Here is a 15430-nt window from a genome sequence, read left to right as displayed (position 1 = left end):
GCACCGAGAACGCATGATTGGGTGGCGGATTTCATCCAGACGGACTACCGCGGCAGCCGCATGCCGTGTCACCGATCGAGTCCGCGGCGAACCCCCCACAGAGCGAGTTGCGTCCGATCCGACAGGCCTGTCTTCCGCAGCGCGGACGAAAGCTGAGAGCGCACGGTGTTCACTGAGAGGAACAGGGCGGCTGCGATCTCCTCGTTGGATGTGCGCCCGCGCGTGAGCTGTGTCACCGCTGCGAGCTCGGCGGGCGAGAGCATTCCGATCGACTCGTCTGCGGCGATGTCGGTCGTCCTGCGGCGGGTGAACTCGTGGATGACGGGGGCGGCAACGCCGGCCGAGAGGGGCGACTCACCGCGGGCGGCGGCCTCGATGGCGGCGGTGACACGGCGCATGTCGTGCTTGAGGATGTAGCCGACCGCCCCGGACTCCAGCGCCTGGATGACCCAGGCGGGCTCCGCGTGCGCGGTCAGTGCGATGACTCGTATCGGGTTCTCGACGCCCGGTCCGGCCAGCGCGCGCGTGGCCTTGAGTCCGTCTCCCGGCATCTCGAGATCCATCAGGACGACTGTTGCGTTCTCTCGTCGCGCGATCGTCACGGCGTCGCGGCCGTTCGACGCCTCGCCGATGACCTGGATGCCTTCGGCGTGGTTCAGGCGCATTCGGAGCCCGCGGCGCACGACGGCGTTGTCGTCGGCAATCAGGACGCGGATCGACTGGGTGTTGGTCACGGGGTCAGTGTGCGGTCTGTGCGTCTGTCGTCGCGGGCTCCGCCAGGGGGATCTGGACGGAGACGCGCCATCCGTCTTGCTCGCTTGGTCCGGCGCTGAGCACCCCTCCGAGAAGGGCTGCACGCTGGCGCAGGCCGGTCAGGCCCCACCCTAAGCCCGTCGTGCCCGCCTCGCCGTGCGACGTCGCAGGTGAGGGTCCGTTCTCGACGGCCACCGTGAACCGTGCTGCGTCCGTCAGAACACTGACTGACACCGTCGAGCCTCGCGCGTACTTCGCGGCGTTCGCCAGTGCTTCCTGCACGGCTCGGTAAGCGGTCGCGGACACCACCAGAGGCAGCTCGGTCACGTCACCGACGACGGTGAGGTCCACGGTCATCCCGCGCGCACCCCAGCTGTCTACGAGGTCGGCGATCTTGTCGACCCCGGGCGTGGGCGCCACGCGCTGCGCCTCCGGCGACCGGAGGTCGCTCAGAGCCCCATAGATGCTCGCCGCCGCGAACCGGCCCTCCGCTCTCACCTCCGTGACCAGCGCAACGGCTGTGGCCGGTTGGTCACCGGCGAGGTCAACGGCTGCGTCGGCGAGCGACAAGAGACCCGCCAGATGCTGGGCGGCAACGTCGTGAAGCTCCTGCGCGATGCGTGCCCGCTCGGCCTCACGTGCCTGCATCAGCTGCCGCTCCTGACCCAGGCGCACCGACTCGGCCTCGGCGCGCGCCGCGTCGGCTCGACGCGACTGCCTTCCATGCAGCGCGCCGAGCACCGCCCCAGCAGAGACGAGAGGCGCGAACGCCGCAAGAACGCGCACGAGGAAGAGGCTTGCCTCTGGGGCTGGAGCACCGGCAACCACGACCGCCCATACCCAGTTGACAAGACCGCCCGCCACGAGCGTGACCCCACCGACCCACAAACCGCGCAGGACCGGACCCCGCTCGGCGAGCAGGAAGACTGCGACGGCCAGCGGCAGCGCGCACGCGTCGAGCCACGCCGGCGCGTCGAGCCCAAAGACGAGCGCCGCATAGGTGCCCAACGCGAGCAACCACCCAGCGACGGGGCTCCTGCGAGCCAGCACGACGCCGGCACAGGCGAGCGCCAACCCGGCGAGGAGGAGGGCGACGAAGAGTGGCTGGGAGATCACGCCAGCCCGCGGCCAGTCGATCGCCATCCCCCACGCAGGGATGATCTCGCTCAGTGCCTGCGCCACGCTCGCGCCGAAGACCACTACGGCAACGGCCCAGGCGGATCCCGCGTCCTCTCGGCCACGCCTGCGGGTCAGGCCCTTCCGTCTCACGACACCCATAACGACCTACATCTCCCGGATCTGCGGCGCCAAGTCTTCAGCATCCCATCTGCGTGCGCCCGGACTGGCGTCCCGGGTCTGGGCGTAGCGGTTCGGTGCTCCCTTCCTGGAACATCCAGGAACCTCGATCGACACCCGTGCGCGCCTCTCCGCTCGGGCAACATGCCCAGGGCTTCGCCGACTGGAGTGCCCCAGAGCCACCGTTCGTCTGAATGGATGAATGGCATGTGACCGGGAGCAGATGCGTCGAGCTCCGCTGGACGGGTGAAGCTCGAGGTCAGAGGCGTCTCTACAGATCGGCCACATGCAGGATGGCGTGCCGTTCCTCGTTGCCGCGTGCGGGCCAGCTCCTAGAGTCGGACTCGATCCAGACGGGGCGGCAATGGCATCTCCGCCGCGTCCCATGCCGCGGAAGACCGGGTATGCAGGCTCCCTTGCAGGTTTCGTGGCGTCGACGGCGCTGGGCGGCGATGACACTTGCCCGTCGGCGCTTCTTGCCCGGGCGAGCGGAGGTCGATCTCACGAGGAGGAGCTGAGCGTGTCCGTGCGCATCACCCATATCCGGCTATCTGGCAACGGCAACGTTGACCACGAGCACATCACCCACTACGCGTGGGTCAGCAGCGAGATCGGGAAAGCGTACGCGAGTTCGAAGGCCGCGATGGTCGAATGGATTGACAAGGAGGGCGGCAGGGCCTTCGTAGAGTCCGCTGGAACGGTGGTGTCTGTCGGCGTCGTCAAGCCTCACCGTGGGGAGCCCTACTTGCGGACGCAGGCGAACGGGGTGTGGACCGACAGTCTGCTCTCCCTGCCTCGGTTCTAGGGATCCTTGCCGGTTCGTCAGTCCCTGGAAGCATGAACCGAGCGGGTGCCGGCCATCCAAGGATGTGTTCGGTATTCGGTGCCAGTCTCAAGCGCAACGGCACGACGAGTGTCGGCACGACCCATTCGCGGTGCACCCGGTGTGACTGTGACGGTTCCTCGACGAAGAGGCGTCCGGGCCGCGGTCACCGGTGAGGTCTACGGTCAGCCGGCTCCAGAGCGCGTTCAGCGTCGCTGCGAGCGGGCTTCCGCTCGTTCGCCCTCAGTTCTCGGGATCGGTGGCCTCTTGCCAGTGAACCGGTGGTGGGGAGGATGGTGCGCGATATGCCGACGGCGGTGACGTCGTCCGTTTGGACGAAGTTGGCAGGACAGCGCGCTTGGCGCGTTCCATCACTTGACGCGGTCGCGGCATCGTAAGGGCGTGGTGAGCGCAATGCGTTGACCAGCGCGTTGACGTCCCAGGGCGCCAGCGTGGGACCGAAAGCAACTCCGTGAAGATCGGCCGGAGAGTCAAGCGACACGATGGCGGCTGGAGTTCCGCCTGCCACCATGTGTGCTCGGGCAGGGTCGTCCGCAGAGAAGAAGGAGGTCAGAGTGCATCGTTTCATGCGCAAGCTGGCGGTCGTCGGTGTGGCCGGCGCCATTGGAGTCGGGGGAGTAGCCATGGCTTCTCCTGCGCTCGCTGGGACGTGGAGTGGGACCCAGACGTGTCCCGGCAGCATCTTCGTGAAGTCGACGGGGACGAAGGGTGGTACCGGCTCGATCACTGTCTACGCTGCTGGCCACTCGTTCACCGACTCCACGCAGAAGACGGGCGTCCAGTACACCGTGGTCGGTGCTTACTCGTCCGGGAGCTGGTCGGTGAGCGGCGCCGGGGCGACCGCCGGCATCGGGTACTGCGGCACGTGATGGGTCAGCAGGACAGCCCCCGGCGGGTCGGCGTCGTCGTCGCACTCGTCGGGGGCGCCGTGGTGCTGGGGGGCTGCGGGGCTGACGACCGCGGGCTTCCGGCTGCGCAGGGTTGGGTTGCTCCGGGCTGGATGGCGCAGGTGCGTCAGTCGGACGAGGAGTTCCAGTCCGCGATGATCGCGTGTTATGCCGAGTTCGGTCTGGAGGGTGTGCGGAGCATCGGCGGCGGCACCGTCGGCATGGTCAACCTCGCGGACGAGACCGGTCAGGTTCCGGCGGGGGTCCAGGCGCGCGTGGATGCGGCTGCGGCGGAGTGCAACGCGCGGGTGTCGTTGCCGGAGCATCAGTTGTGGGCGTTCGACGCGGCGGCGTATCAGCGGGTGATCCAGTTGCGTGAGTGCATCGTGGCGCACGGGTTCGAGGTGCCCGAGGCTCCGAGCGAGGAGGCGTGGAAGGACTCCGAGCCCGTGTCGGCGTGGAACCCGTACGAGGCCATGCTGGGCGGGGTGGGCGGTGCGAGCATGACGCAGGACGAGGTGGCGGCGCTGATGACGGCGTGCCCGCAGCCGGGCCCGAGCTTCTGGGTGCTTGCTCCGACGGGCGACGATGGCTGACGGTCGGGCACGGGTGCGCCCGCGTTCGTTGCCGTGGGTGCTGGCCGTGGTGGTCGCGGCTGGTCTGGGGGTCGTGTTCGGGCGGTGGGCGTTCGTCGCACCGCAGGTCGACGAGTCGATCGACGTCCCGGCGACGGTGACGGTCGAGGAGCTGACCGTGGGCAGGTCGTTGCCCGTCCCGGTTTCCGCCGTGTGGGACGCGCGCCCGTTCGGTGTGGGCGCAGCGGTGGGCGTGCTGACGTCGGTCGACGTCGCTGACGGCGGCACCGTGAATGCCGGTGACCGCTTGTACTCGGTGGGCCTGCGGCCGGTGGTCGCGGCCGTGGGGGAGGTGCCCGCGTTCCGGGACCTGTCCCAGGGCGCGAAGGGCGCAGACGTGGTCCAGGTGCAGCGGTTCCTGACCGGTGCGGGGTTCCTGACGGGCGAGGCGGACGGCGACTTCGACGCCGCGACAGCGATGGCGGTGCGGGCTTGGCAGAAGAGCCTGGGTGTCGAGCGGGACGGTGTGGTCCGTGCCGCGGACATCGTGTTCGCGTCTGCGCTTCCCGCGCGTGTTCAGGTGGCCGAGGGGTTCGGGGTGGGGGCACGGGTAGCGGACGGTGACGCGGTGCTGTCCGTGCTGGACGGCGAGCCCCAGTTCGTCGCGACGGTCCCGACCGGGGTCACTGTGGACGCGACGCTGCCGATCGAGGTCACGCTTGGCGAGGAGACGGTGACGGCGGTCGTCGCGGGTTCGCGTGACGACCAGTCCGGGAGTCGGGTCTTGACCCTGACCCGGGAGGATGGGTCGTCGGTGTGCGCGGACCGGTGCGACCTGGTACCGCTCGACCCGGCCGAGGCCGTGTTCGACGCCCGCCAGGTCGTCACACCCGACGTCACCGGGCCGGGGGTGCCCGCCGCGGCCGTGTGGTTCGAGGCGTCGGGGGAGGCGTACGTCGTCCTGACGGACGGCACGAGGACGCCGGTGACGATCCTAGGGCAGGGCCAGGGTTCCGTGGTGCTCGAGGGTGTCGAGGAGGGCACGGTCGTCGTCCTTGCGGACGAGACGACCGGGACGGGGACCGGGCGGTGAGCTCGGCCTCCGTGGTGGGCACGCGCGGCCTGTCGTTCGCCTACCGTGCCGGGGCTGTGCCGGTGATCGACGATGTGAGCCTCGACCTGCCGGCCGGGGCGGTGTGCTCGCTCACGGGCCCGTCCGGGTCCGGCAAGTCGACGCTGTTGTACCTGCTCGCGCTCATGCTGCGCCCTGCGGGCGGGGAGGTCGTCTGGGACGGCCGGCCGGCGTCGAGCCTGCCTGACGCTGCCCGGTCGCGGCTGCGGGCCGCGCACGTCGGGTTCGTGTTCCAGGACGCGTTGCTCGACCCGTCACGCACCGTGCTGGCGAACGTGTGCGACGCGGCACTGTTCGCCGGGATGCCGCGCGCCACCGCGACCGCACGCGCCCGCGATCTCATGGGCCGGTTCGGTGTCGAGCATCGTGGCGACCACCGGCCCGGGGAGATCTCGGGAGGGCAGGCCCAGCGGGTTGCGATCTGCCGCGCCCTCCTCACCGACCCCCGGGTGGTGTTCGCCGACGAGCCGACCGGGAACCTCGACGACACCTCGGCCGAGATCGTGTGGCAGGCGTTGGTCGACCACGCGGCCACCGGTGCGACCGTCGTCGTCGCGACCCACGACAAGACCCTGGCCGCCCGCGCCGACCACGAGGTGCGCCTGACCGTCGAGGGCCGCGTCACCACGCGGACCGGGGTCGGATCATGAGCCCGGCACGGGACACGTGGTCGGGCATCCCGCGGGTGCGGGACCTGGCCCGCGACGCCGTCGACGGCGCCCGCGCCCAGCGCACGACGACGCTCACGCTCGCCGTCGTGCTCGCCGTCGTGTGTTTCGCTGTGCTGGTCACCACCGGTCAGTCCGCGGCTAGCGAGGCCCGCATCGTCGAGCAGATCGACTCCGCCGGCACCCGCCTGATCGCCCTGTCCGACGACGGCGGCAAGGCCGGCATCCAGGCCACCGCCCCCCACCGGCTCGCCGGGCTGTCCGACACGACCTGGGCCTTCGGGCTGGGCGAGGCCGTCGACGTGACCAACCCCGCCCTGCCCGACGGGCGCGCAGCCTCGCGGGCCGTCGTCGGGGACCTGCCCGCCGACCTCGCCATCGTCCAGGGCCGCCCGCCCCGGCCCGGGGAGGCCATCGCCGGGACAGGGGTCACCGCGGTGCTGCACCTCGGCCCCGGGCTCGGCACCATCAGACCCATCGGCGCCCCCGGCGAAGACCCCGTCGCCGTCGTGGGCGCCTTCGAGGCCACCGGCCCGCTCGCGCACCTCAACGACGTCATCCTCATCGCCGCCGCGCCCGAGGACGCCGAGACCCTGCGGTACGTGTACGTCATGGCCGACGACGTCGCCGTCATCGACCGGCTCGAAGCCGTCCTGCGCACCTCGACCCCGGCCCTCGACCCGAGCGCGCTGACCGTGGAGACCCCGGCCGGTGCCATCGCCCTGCGCGACGTCATCGCCGGACGCCTCGGGGCCGCATCCCGACAGCTCATGGCCGTCGTCATGGGCGTGGGGGCCGCGATCATCGCCGTGACGATGGCCTCCGCGACCGCGTCACGCCGCCGCGACTTCGGCCGCCGCCGCGCCCTGGGGGCCACCCGCTCCGCCCTCGTCGCCACGACCCTCGCCCAGTCCTCCCTCGGTGCGCTCGCTGGGATCGTCGTCGGCACCGCCGCCGGCGTCGTCACCCTCGCGGCCACGACTGGGTCGCTGCCCTCTTGGTGGTTCGTCGCCGGAGTCGCCGGGCTCGCGCTCCTGCTCACCGTGACCACCGCCACACCCATCGCCACCCGCGCCGCACACCGCGACCCGCTGCGCATCCTCCGCGTGCCCTAACTCTCAGGAGTCCACATGACAGCGCACAGTTCCGCCCGCCGGTTCATGTCCGTCCTTGTCGCCACGGCGGCGATGTGTGGTGTCGCCGCATGCTCGGGTGGCGCGGCACCCGAGACGGCCGATGTCGCCTGGACGGAGCCGGGGTGGATGGCCGAGAAACGGCAGTCCGAGGAGGTGTACGCCGAGGCTATGAGCTCCTGCTTGAAGGATGCCGGTTGGGACGTCGAGGCGTCCGCCGACGGAACGTACCGTTTCGACGATCAGAGTGAGGCCGCCGCCCGAGCGTTCAGCGAGGTGATGACTGCGTGTGGTGATAAGCACGGCGAACGGGGGATCCCGTCGCGCGAGGACGCTGTGGTCTGGTACTCCCATGCCCTTGACACCGCCGCTTGCCTCGAGGACGCCGGGTATGAGGTAACCGATCCGCCGAGCGAGGAGACCTATGTTGAGGACGTCCTTGAGCGTTCACCGGACACGTGGGTCCCGTTCCAGGACGTCATTGACAGCGCAGACTTCGCAAACGACGCCGAGTACCAGGCTCTGTATGCTCGCTGCACGCAGGACGGTCCGTCGGCGGCGCTGAGTTTCTGACCTACTCGCCAGGTCGTGATGCTCGCGTTGTTCCCGCGCGGATACGGCGTCACGGAACTATCTCCGCGCTCTGGGCGCGGTCGGGAACGCCGGTGGGGCGCTGGTGACCGAGACGGTGCGAGCGACCGGGCCTCGCTCGGCATTACCGGCCCGATGAAAGATCGAAGCTAGCGGGCGGACCCGGAGGTCAAGGGCAAAGCCGAGAGGTGCCGGGCATATCTCGATGGAGTCGTTGCGCAACGGCTGAACCCGCTGACTAGACCGAAGCGGTCGGACGCAACCCATGAGGTGTCCGGGACCACAGGGGCGAGTTAGTTCCGTCCGTGAGTGATGGACCGCGGAGTGCTGATGGCGTCATCCATATGAATGAAACATCTGCACGGGCTACCCGAGGTACCGGTCCCGCGAGCGCGCTGTGAGCCCTGCGGTTCGACGGTTGCCGTCGACGCCGCGACCCCCGAAACGGGCACGTGGCGAGGGGCGCCTCGTGCCCTCGAACTCGGTCTACGACACCACCTCACGTGAGCCTGCACGCACGGTGTTCCTGCAGTTCAGCGGCATGAACGCGAGCTCGTCGCCGAGGATGGCTGCTCGCCGGTGGGCGCGCGAACGGCGCATACGGAGGGCGCGCGGACCTGCCGTCCTTCGATGGCGGTGGCGTTCCCAGGCGTTCGTGCGCATGCGCGAAGGTGGCTCACGTTCGGTCTATGGCCGGAAGTCCGTCTCGATGACGTCGAACGATGAAACGGATACTTTCAGTCGCGGTGGTCGCACTTGCCCTTCTCGCCGCCCCGGTCGGCGTCGCCGTCGTTGATAGGCGATGTAGTCGTGGGTCGGGTCGCCTGATGTGCAACTACAACGGGGAAGGAAGCACATATGAAGTCTCCGATCATGAGGGGCGAGACCGTCCGGCGCGGCGGCGTTGCCGCCGCGGTTCTCGCATTCGTCGCAGCGGCAGCCAGGGTCTTCGCGGCACCGGCTTCAGCCGCTGGTTGGGCGATCGACAGCCCGCTCAACTGCTCCAGCGGTCTCACCGTCCACCTCTTCTCGTGGACGACGAACAGTTCTGCGGTCGTGCACGAGTACGACGGGCACACGCAGAACTTCTCCCGCCCGTCAACTGGCAACTACGTGAACACGTCCCTCACAGGCTCACAGACGAACAACAGCGCATCGGTGGGAGCCAGCGGCACGTTCACCAACAACCGACAGCCGGAGCGGCAGTGCCACGGCGTGTGACGCGTCATTTGCCTCGCAGAGGCGTCGACAGCGAGAGGTTCGCACGGCGGCGAGCTGCCGCGGTGCAGGCCTCTCCGCGTCGGCTCATCGCGGTGGTGTGCGGGGCTGCCGCTCTCGTGTCCGCGTTGGCCGGGTGCGCGACGCCTGAGGTGGACGACGCCGATGTGGCGTGGGTGCGGCCTGCATGGATGGCTGAGGCGGTGCAGAACCGTGAGGAGGCGGTCCTGGCGCTGCAGTCGTGCCTGGACGCCAAGGGGTGGGCGGTGACAGTGCTGCCCGACGCGAGCGTGGTCGGGGACAAGGACGAGGACTCTGACCGGTTCGATGCGGACTTCGCGCAGTGTTCGGGTGCGGGCGAGCCGGTGGAGTACACCGAGTCGACCGCGCGTCAGGAGTACGGCCGGTGGGTTGACGTGGCCGCGTGTCTGAGGGCGCAGGGGCGCACGGTGTCCGAGGCGCCGTCGGAGGACACCTGGGTGGATCTGGCGTTGAAGAACGCCTCGGGGACCCTTGAGCCGGGCGAGTCGTTGTGGCTGCCGTACCTCGAGGTCGCGCCGACGGCAGAGCTGGAGAAGGAGTGCCCGCAGCCATGGTTCTGACGGTTCCGGGGGCGGCCCGGTGACGCGTACTGCGTGGGCGAGGGCCGGGTGGATCGGCGCGGTCGTTGCGGCGTTGGGTGTTGGTGCGGTGGCGGGGCGGGCGACGTTCGTGCCGCCGCGGGCGGCGGCCGAGGACGTTCCGGTGGCGACGTTCACCGTGGTTGAGGGCACGATTGGGCAGACGTTGAGCCTGCCGGTGACGGCGCGGTGGGGTACGACCCCGGTTCCGGCTCCGGCGACCGCGGGTACGGTCACGAGCATCGACGTCGAGCAGGGTCGGCAGGTGTCCGCAGGCGATGTGCTGTACGAGGTCGACCTGAGACCCGCCGTCGTGGCGCAGGGCACGGTACCGGCGTTCCGTGACCTGGGGCGGGACGCGCGTGGGGAGGACGTGGCCCAGGTCCAGCGGTTCCTGGTCGCGGGCGGGTACCTGGCAGGTGAGGCCGGCGGACGCTTCGACGCCCGGACCGTGACGGCGGTCAAGGCGTGGCAGCGTGCGCTCGGCGTGCTACAGACGGGCGTGGGCGCCGCGGGCGACCTGGTGTTCGTCCCGTCCTTGCCCGCGCGGGTGTTCCTGACCGGTGACGTCGTCGTCGGCGCGATCCTGACGCCGGGGACGGCGACGGTCGCCGTGGTCGATGCGGCACCGCGGTTCACGATGTCGTTAGGCGGGACGACGCAGCCTGGCGTGGTGCCGGTGACGGGCCAGCGGGTCGAGATCGAGCCCGAGCCGGGCGCCGACCCGTGGGTTGCGGTCGTGTCCGGGTCGACGCAGACCGAGGCGGGCGGCGTCGTGCTGGACCTGGCCGCCGCCGACGGCGGTCCCGTCTGCGGCGCCGAGTGCGACCTGGTTCCCGTGACGGGGAAGGACACCACGTTCCCAGGGAGCGTGCTCCTGTCCGACCTGGTCACCGGCCCCTCGGTCCCGCCTGCCGCGCTCGGCACCGGGCCGGACGGGTCACGGTTCGTCGTCACACCGGACGGTGGGCACGTCCCGGTCACCGTCACCGCGGTAGACGCCTCGCGTGCGATCGTCGACGGGCTCACCGTCGGAGACGTCGTGAAGCTCTTTGCCGACGCCTCATGAGCGTCGCCGCCACGCGTTCCCTCGCCGGGGTCGCACTGGGCACCCACGACCTGTCCTTCGCCTACCGGCGCGGCGGAGAACGCATCCTGACCAGCCTGAACCTGGAGCTCCAGCCCGGGCAGGTCACCACGTTGACCGGGGCGTCCGGGGCGGGCAAGTCGACCCTGCTCTACCTGCTGTCCCTGCTGCTGCCCGCCACCGCCGGGTCGATCACCTGGGACGGGCGCGCGGTCGAGAACCTGCCCGACGGAGAACGTGCCCGCATGCGCGCCGCGTACTCCGGCTTCGTGTTCCAGGACGCGATGCTCGACCCGTCCCGCACCGTGCTCGACAACGTGTGCGAGTCCGCGTTGTTCGCAGGCATCGACGCCGTCGTCGCTCGCTCTCGCGCCCTCGAGCTCCTCGAGCGGTTCGGCATCGCCCACCGTGCCGCGCACCGCCCCGGTGAGGTCTCCGGCGGGCAGGCGCAGCGCGTCGCCCTGTGCCGGGCACTGGTCACCGAGCCCGAGATCGTGTTCGGTGACGAACCCACCGGCAACCTCGACGCCGACTCCGCGCGCATCGTGTGGGACGCGCTGGCCGATCACGCCGCCCGCGGCGCCACCGTCGTCATCGCCACCCACGACCAGACCCTCGCCGCGCTCGCCCACCGCATCGTCGTCGTCGCATGACCAAGCCCGGCTTCCCGCGCCCCCGCGCCCTGCTGCGCGACGGCGCCGTCGCCGTCCTGGCTCAGCCCGTCGCGTCCGCATCGGCGGCCCTCGTCGTCGCACTCGTGTGCCTCGTGGTGCTCGCCACCGCCGGGCGCACCGCCGCCACCGAGCACCAGGTCCTCGCCGCCATCGACGACACCGGCTCCCGCCTCATCGCCGTGACCGACCCCGGCGGGCAGGCCGGGATCGCCGCCGAGTCCGTCCCGGCGCTCGCCTCGATCGACGGCGTCGACTGGGCAGTCGGGTTCGGCGGCGCGACCGACGCCGTCATCGAGGCCCCCGGCTCCACGACCGGCCGCCTGCCCACCGGCGTGCCCGTCCGCGTCCTGGTGGGCGCCCTGCCACCCGATACCGACCTCCTCGTCGGCCGCCTGCCCCAACACCCCGGCGAAGCCGTCGCCGGCAAAGGCGCCGCCCGCACCCTGGGCCTGACCTCCGGCGCCGGCCCCGTCACCACACCGTCCCAGCAGGCGGCGGTCGTCGGCGTCGTGCGCCTGACCGGCGGGCTCGAACGCTTCGCCGACACCGTCCTGATCACCGCCGACCCCGCCACCACCGAACCCCTGCGGTTCATGTTTGTCGCTGCCTCGTCCGCCGCCGCGGTCCCCTCGGTGAGCCGGTCCGTCGCAGCCGCGATGCGGGCCACCGACCCCTCCCAGGTCACCATCGAGGAACCCACCGCCGTGCGCGAGCTGCGCGAGGTCGTCTCCGGACGGCTCGGCGCCGGCGCCCGGCAGCTGCAAGCAGGCGTCCTCGTCGTCGGCGTCATCGTCGTCTCGATCACGATGCTCGCCATGGTCGCCGCCCGCCGCCGCGACTTCGGCCGCCGCCGGGCGCTCGGTGCATCCCGCACCGTAATCGTCATCCTCGTCCTGACCCACACCGGCTTCGCAGCCACTGCAGGCGCTCTCGTCGGCACCGCCGCAGGACTCGCTCTCGTCGCCACCACAGGGTCCCTGCCCACCGCGTCCTACGTGGTCGGGAACGCCACACTCACCGTCCTCGCCGCGTTCATCGGCGCCACACCACCCGCCGTCCTAGCCTCCCGGCGCGACCCCGTCCGCATTCTGCGCGTGCCGTAGCCCACGTCCCGTTCGATGCGACCACGGGACTCGCGTCTCGGACCCGCCCAGGAAGCGGCTACCGTTTGCGCGCGTGGTCCCAGCCACGCGCAGAGCCGCGGACCTCGAGGCGTGTCGCGGTCATCACGGTGTGTCAACCTAGAGCCATGCGCACGCACTGTGGCGCCTGGCCCCGCCAGGACCCCGCGGAGCGCGCAGCGGTAGTGAACATGCAGGTCAGCGGTAGTTCTGCGGGCTACACCGTGGATGTCGTCGGTTCGAGACCGGCCGGGCCCACCCGATGTTCGATGCTCGAACCCGCGACATGCGCGGTCTGGGCAGCCAGCCCCGCCGGTGGTTGCTGGCCGCAGGCCGGCGCTTCGGCCTGGAGTGCGCGACGACCCGCTCAGGTTGCAGCGCGTCGATGGTGGTTTGCGGATCAAGATCGACAACCAGGGGTTGACAGTTGACAACCAGTGGTTGTCAACTGGGGCCATGAAGACGATCCAGCCGGAACACCGCGACACGTTCGACGAGCTCAAGCGCGTTCGCCTTGAAGCACTGGAGCACGCTCGTGTCGCGCGCGACCTCTCGGGGCGGCGGGCCGAGCTCGTCGAAGAGCTGACGGGCCTGGGCTACGCACAGGCGGACATTGCCCGAGAGCTCGGCGTCTCACGTCAGGCGATCCAGAAGATGTCCTCCGCTCGGTAGCTCGAGCCTTCGTGCCGTCGCTGGTCAGACGGGTCTCGTCACTGCCCACTGCCCACTGCTGCTGCACCGCGCCCCCGCCCCCGACCTGCACCTACGCGTCGGCGTGCCGCACCGGCCCGTCCAGCTCGACAGGCAGGTCGTCGGCGTGCCGCACCGCCAGGGACGTGACGGCGCGGGTCAGACAGACGTACAGGCGTCGCAGGCCGGACTCGCGGTCGGCCTCCCCTGCGACGATCCCCGCGGGGTCGTCGAGGACGACGTGGTCGAACTCCAGGCCCTTGGCGAGCGAGGCTGGCACCAGGTCGAGGCGCGCGTCGAACTCCGTGGCGTCGCCGTCGCCCGTCGTCCCGCCGTCCTCGTCGCCGACGACGGCGAACGCCAGCCCTGCGGCGGCGAGCGTCCGGCAGGCGGCGGCCACCCCGGCGTCGGGCACGATCAGCCCGACGGACCCGGCGCGGGCGAGCGCGGTCCGGACCAGGTCGACGGCCGGGGCCGTGGTGAGCAGCAGGTCGCCGCGGGCGCGGCGCACCGCCACGGGCGGTGCGAGCTCGGGGGCGATCTGTGGCAGGAGGCGCGCCGCGTACTCGATGACGTCGCCGGGCACGCGGAAGCCCGCGGTGAGCTGCTCGACGTGCCCGTCGGGCTTGCCAAGGTGGTCGAGGGCGTCGGCCCAGGAGCGCACGGCCCACGGCGTGGTGCCCTGCGCGAGGTCGCCCAGCACGGTCAGCGAGCCGGTGCGGGCGCGGCGGCCGAGGGCGCGCAGCATCATCGGCGACAGGTCCTGCGCCTCGTCGACGACGACGTGCGCCACCGACGGCGCCCGCTCGAGCAGGTCGGCGAGCTCGTCGAGCAGCACGAGGTCGGCGAGCGTCCACCGGGCCGCGCCGGGGGTCCGCGGCGGCTGCGCCCAGGTGAGCGCCTGCTGCTCGGCGTCGGTCAGGACGCCGTCGGACGCCTGGGCGAGGAGCTCGGGGTCCGCGAGCAGGCGGTGGAGCAGCCGCGTGGGAGTGAGCACGGGCCACAGCGTGGCCGTGTAGTCCTTGACGGGCTTGGTGCGCGCCAGGACGTCCCAGGCGCGGTCGTCGAGCGCGTCGCCGCTGGCCTCGATCTGCTGCAGGATCCGGTGGGCGAGCGCGTACCGCAGCTGCTCGCGGCCCGCGTCGTAGCGCAGGTCGCGGCCCACCACGTGCGCGACGGCCGCGCGGGCCTCGTGCGCGGGCACGCGCCAGCGCTGCGACCCGCGCGGCAGCACGAGCGCCTCGGTCGGGTCGGCGAGGTGCGACCAGACGGCGCGGCGCAGCACCTGCGCCAGCCGGGCGTCGCCCTTGAGCCGGGCGACGTCGGCCGGCTCGGTGCCGCGAAGGCGCGCGTGCGCGCCGACCAGCTCCTCGATGGTGGTCTGCGTGGCGTCGACCTCGCCGAGCGCGGGGAGCACGTCGCGGATGTAGCGCAGGAAGCTCGCGTTCGGCCCGACGACGGTCATGCCGCGCCGCGTGACCTGCTCGCGGTGCGCGTACAGCAGGTAGGCGGCCCGGTGCAGGCCCACCGCCGTCTTGCCCGTGCCCGGTGCGCCCTGCACGACGACGGTGCGGTCCAGGCCGGAGCGGACGATGACGTCCTGCTCCGGCTGGATGGTGGCCACGATGTCCCGCATCGGGCCGGTGCGCGGGCGCTCGATCTCGTCCTCGAGGATCTGGGAGCGCTCGCCGTCGGTCGCGGCAGGGCCTGACAGCGCCTCGTCCTCGAACCCGGTGAGCGCCCCGCGCGCGAAGCCGTACCGGCGGCGGACCGCCACGCCCATCGGGTCGTCGCGCGTGGCGCGGTAGAACGCCGCGCTCACCGGGGCGCGCCAGTCCACGACGAGCGGGTCGCCGGCCGTGTCCGACACGTGCCGCCGCCCGACGTGGAAGACCTCGCCCCCGGACGCCTCGTCGTGGTCGAGGCGGCCGAAGAAGAGCGGCACGTGGGGGTCGTCGGCGAGCTGTGCCAGGCGGCGGGCCAGCGTGACCTCCAGCGCCTCGGCGCTGATCCGGTCCCCGGCGTGGACCTTCAGGCTCGCCGTGCGCTCGCGCATCCGGGCGAGCTCCTCGCGTGCACGCTCCAGGTGCGCCCGCTCCCGGTCGAGCTCGGCTTCGGACACGACGGCGGGCACGGCAGAC

General features: G+C 71.4%; 16 protein-coding genes. 13 read left to right on the top strand and 3 right to left on the bottom strand.

The features are described 5' to 3' along the window. Nucleotides 1-68: 68 nt before the first annotated feature. Together ET471_RS16395 and ET471_RS16390 are read right to left on the bottom strand one after the other, a co-directional pair. The gene (locus tag ET471_RS16395) at nt 69-734 is read right to left on the bottom strand and encodes a response regulator transcription factor (protein WP_129190076.1); all 666 of its coding nucleotides are present in this window, start codon (nt 732-734) and stop codon (nt 69-71) included. A gap of 4 nt (nt 735-738) precedes the next feature. Next, nucleotides 739-1935, bottom strand: a complete 1197-nt coding sequence (locus ET471_RS16390; protein WP_165350522.1) for a sensor histidine kinase — start codon at nt 1933-1935, stop codon at nt 739-741. Nucleotides 1936-2569: 634 nt separating this feature from the next. On the opposite strand from ET471_RS16390, the gene ET471_RS16385 reads away from it, so the two are divergent. From ET471_RS16385 to ET471_RS16325, 13 genes are all read left to right on the top strand, one after another. Then, entirely contained in the window at nt 2570-2854 is a 285-nt protein-coding gene (locus ET471_RS16385; protein WP_129190073.1) for a DUF3892 domain-containing protein, read from the top strand. Nucleotides 2855-3579: 725 nt separating this feature from the next. Beyond that, the gene (locus ET471_RS18715) at nt 3580-3762 is read left to right on the top strand and encodes a hypothetical protein (RefSeq protein ID WP_242496338.1); all 183 of its coding nucleotides are present in this window, start codon (nt 3580-3582) and stop codon (nt 3760-3762) included. Continuing rightward, the gene (locus ET471_RS16375) at nt 3762-4376 is read left to right on the top strand and encodes a hypothetical protein (protein ID WP_242496337.1); all 615 of its coding nucleotides are present in this window, start codon (nt 3762-3764) and stop codon (nt 4374-4376) included. Before ET471_RS18715 ends, ET471_RS16375 begins: the two co-directional genes overlap by 1 nt. Then, entirely contained in the window at nt 4369-5448 is a 1080-nt protein-coding gene (locus ET471_RS16370; protein WP_129190069.1) for a peptidoglycan-binding domain-containing protein, read from the top strand. The genes ET471_RS16375 and ET471_RS16370 overlap by 8 nt, the downstream gene beginning before the upstream one ends. Further along, on the top strand, nt 5445-6137 hold the full coding sequence (locus tag ET471_RS16365) for an ABC transporter ATP-binding protein (RefSeq protein WP_129190067.1): 693 nt from the start codon (nt 5445-5447) through the stop codon (nt 6135-6137). The genes ET471_RS16370 and ET471_RS16365 overlap by 4 nt, the downstream gene beginning before the upstream one ends. After that, nucleotides 6134-7270 carry an FtsX-like permease family protein gene (locus ET471_RS16360; protein ID WP_129190065.1) on the top strand — a complete coding sequence of 379 codons (1137 nt, stop codon included), beginning with the start codon at nt 6134-6136 and terminating at the stop codon, nt 7268-7270. Before ET471_RS16365 ends, ET471_RS16360 begins: the two co-directional genes overlap by 4 nt. A gap of 15 nt (nt 7271-7285) precedes the next feature. Further along, on the top strand, nt 7286-7861 hold the full coding sequence (locus ET471_RS16355; RefSeq protein ID WP_129190063.1) for a hypothetical protein: 576 nt from the start codon (nt 7286-7288) through the stop codon (nt 7859-7861). Between the two features lie 876 nt (nt 7862-8737). After that, complete coding sequence (locus tag ET471_RS16350) at nt 8738-9100, top strand: hypothetical protein (RefSeq protein WP_129190061.1); 363 nt, start codon at nt 8738-8740, stop codon at nt 9098-9100. A 188-nt stretch (nt 9101-9288) separates the two neighbouring features. Next, nucleotides 9289-9699, top strand: a complete 411-nt coding sequence (locus ET471_RS16345) for a hypothetical protein (RefSeq protein WP_165350521.1) — start codon at nt 9289-9291, stop codon at nt 9697-9699. Between the two features lie 283 nt (nt 9700-9982). After that, nucleotides 9983-10786 carry a peptidoglycan-binding domain-containing protein gene (locus ET471_RS16340; protein WP_242496336.1) on the top strand — a complete coding sequence of 268 codons (804 nt, stop codon included), beginning with the start codon at nt 9983-9985 and terminating at the stop codon, nt 10784-10786. Next, on the top strand, nt 10783-11457 hold the full coding sequence (locus ET471_RS16335; protein ID WP_129190055.1) for an ABC transporter ATP-binding protein: 675 nt from the start codon (nt 10783-10785) through the stop codon (nt 11455-11457). Before ET471_RS16340 ends, ET471_RS16335 begins: the two co-directional genes overlap by 4 nt. Beyond that, nucleotides 11454-12581 (top strand): FtsX-like permease family protein, encoded by a 1128-nt coding sequence (locus tag ET471_RS16330; protein ID WP_129190053.1) that lies wholly within the window; start codon nt 11454-11456, stop codon nt 12579-12581. The genes ET471_RS16335 and ET471_RS16330 overlap by 4 nt, the downstream gene beginning before the upstream one ends. A gap of 474 nt (nt 12582-13055) precedes the next feature. Next, complete coding sequence (locus ET471_RS16325) at nt 13056-13271, top strand: hypothetical protein (RefSeq protein ID WP_129190051.1); 216 nt, start codon at nt 13056-13058, stop codon at nt 13269-13271. A gap of 91 nt (nt 13272-13362) precedes the next feature. Here the strand turns inward: ET471_RS16325 and ET471_RS16320 are convergent, their stop codons facing one another. Continuing rightward, nucleotides 13363-15423: a HelD family protein gene (locus tag ET471_RS16320; protein WP_242496335.1), complete on the bottom strand. Its 2061-nt coding sequence runs from the start codon at nt 15421-15423 to the stop codon at nt 13363-13365. Between the last annotated feature and the right edge of the window lie 7 nt (nt 15424-15430).

Origin of the sequence: Xylanimonas protaetiae, assembly GCF_004135385.1 — a bacterium.
Classification (GTDB): domain Bacteria; phylum Actinomycetota; class Actinomycetes; order Actinomycetales; family Cellulomonadaceae; genus Xylanimonas; species Xylanimonas protaetiae.
The sequence above is the reverse complement of the archived record's forward strand: the minus strand, read 5'-3'. Positions and strand labels throughout refer to the sequence as shown.

Bases quoted from the DNA above. Each gene is read 5' to 3' on its own strand.
- ET471_RS16375 (WP_242496337.1), top strand. From the start codon at position 3,762: ATGGGTCAGCAGGACAGCCCCCGGCGGGTCGGCGTCGTCGTCGCACTC.
- ET471_RS16370 (WP_129190069.1), top strand. From the start codon at position 4,369: ATGGCTGACGGTCGGGCACGGGTGCGCCCGCGTTCGTTGCCGTGGGTG.
- ET471_RS16360 (WP_129190065.1), top strand. From the start codon at position 6,134: ATGAGCCCGGCACGGGACACGTGGTCGGGCATCCCGCGGGTGCGGGAC.
- ET471_RS16355 (WP_129190063.1), top strand. From the start codon at position 7,286: ATGACAGCGCACAGTTCCGCCCGCCGGTTCATGTCCGTCCTTGTCGCC.
- ET471_RS16350 (WP_129190061.1), top strand. From the start codon at position 8,738: ATGAAGTCTCCGATCATGAGGGGCGAGACCGTCCGGCGCGGCGGCGTT.
- ET471_RS16345 (WP_165350521.1), top strand. From the start codon at position 9,289: ATGGCTGAGGCGGTGCAGAACCGTGAGGAGGCGGTCCTGGCGCTGCAG.
- ET471_RS16335 (WP_129190055.1), top strand. From the start codon at position 10,783: ATGAGCGTCGCCGCCACGCGTTCCCTCGCCGGGGTCGCACTGGGCACC.
- ET471_RS16330 (WP_129190053.1), top strand. From the start codon at position 11,454: ATGACCAAGCCCGGCTTCCCGCGCCCCCGCGCCCTGCTGCGCGACGGC.
- ET471_RS16325 (WP_129190051.1), top strand. From the start codon at position 13,056: ATGAAGACGATCCAGCCGGAACACCGCGACACGTTCGACGAGCTCAAG.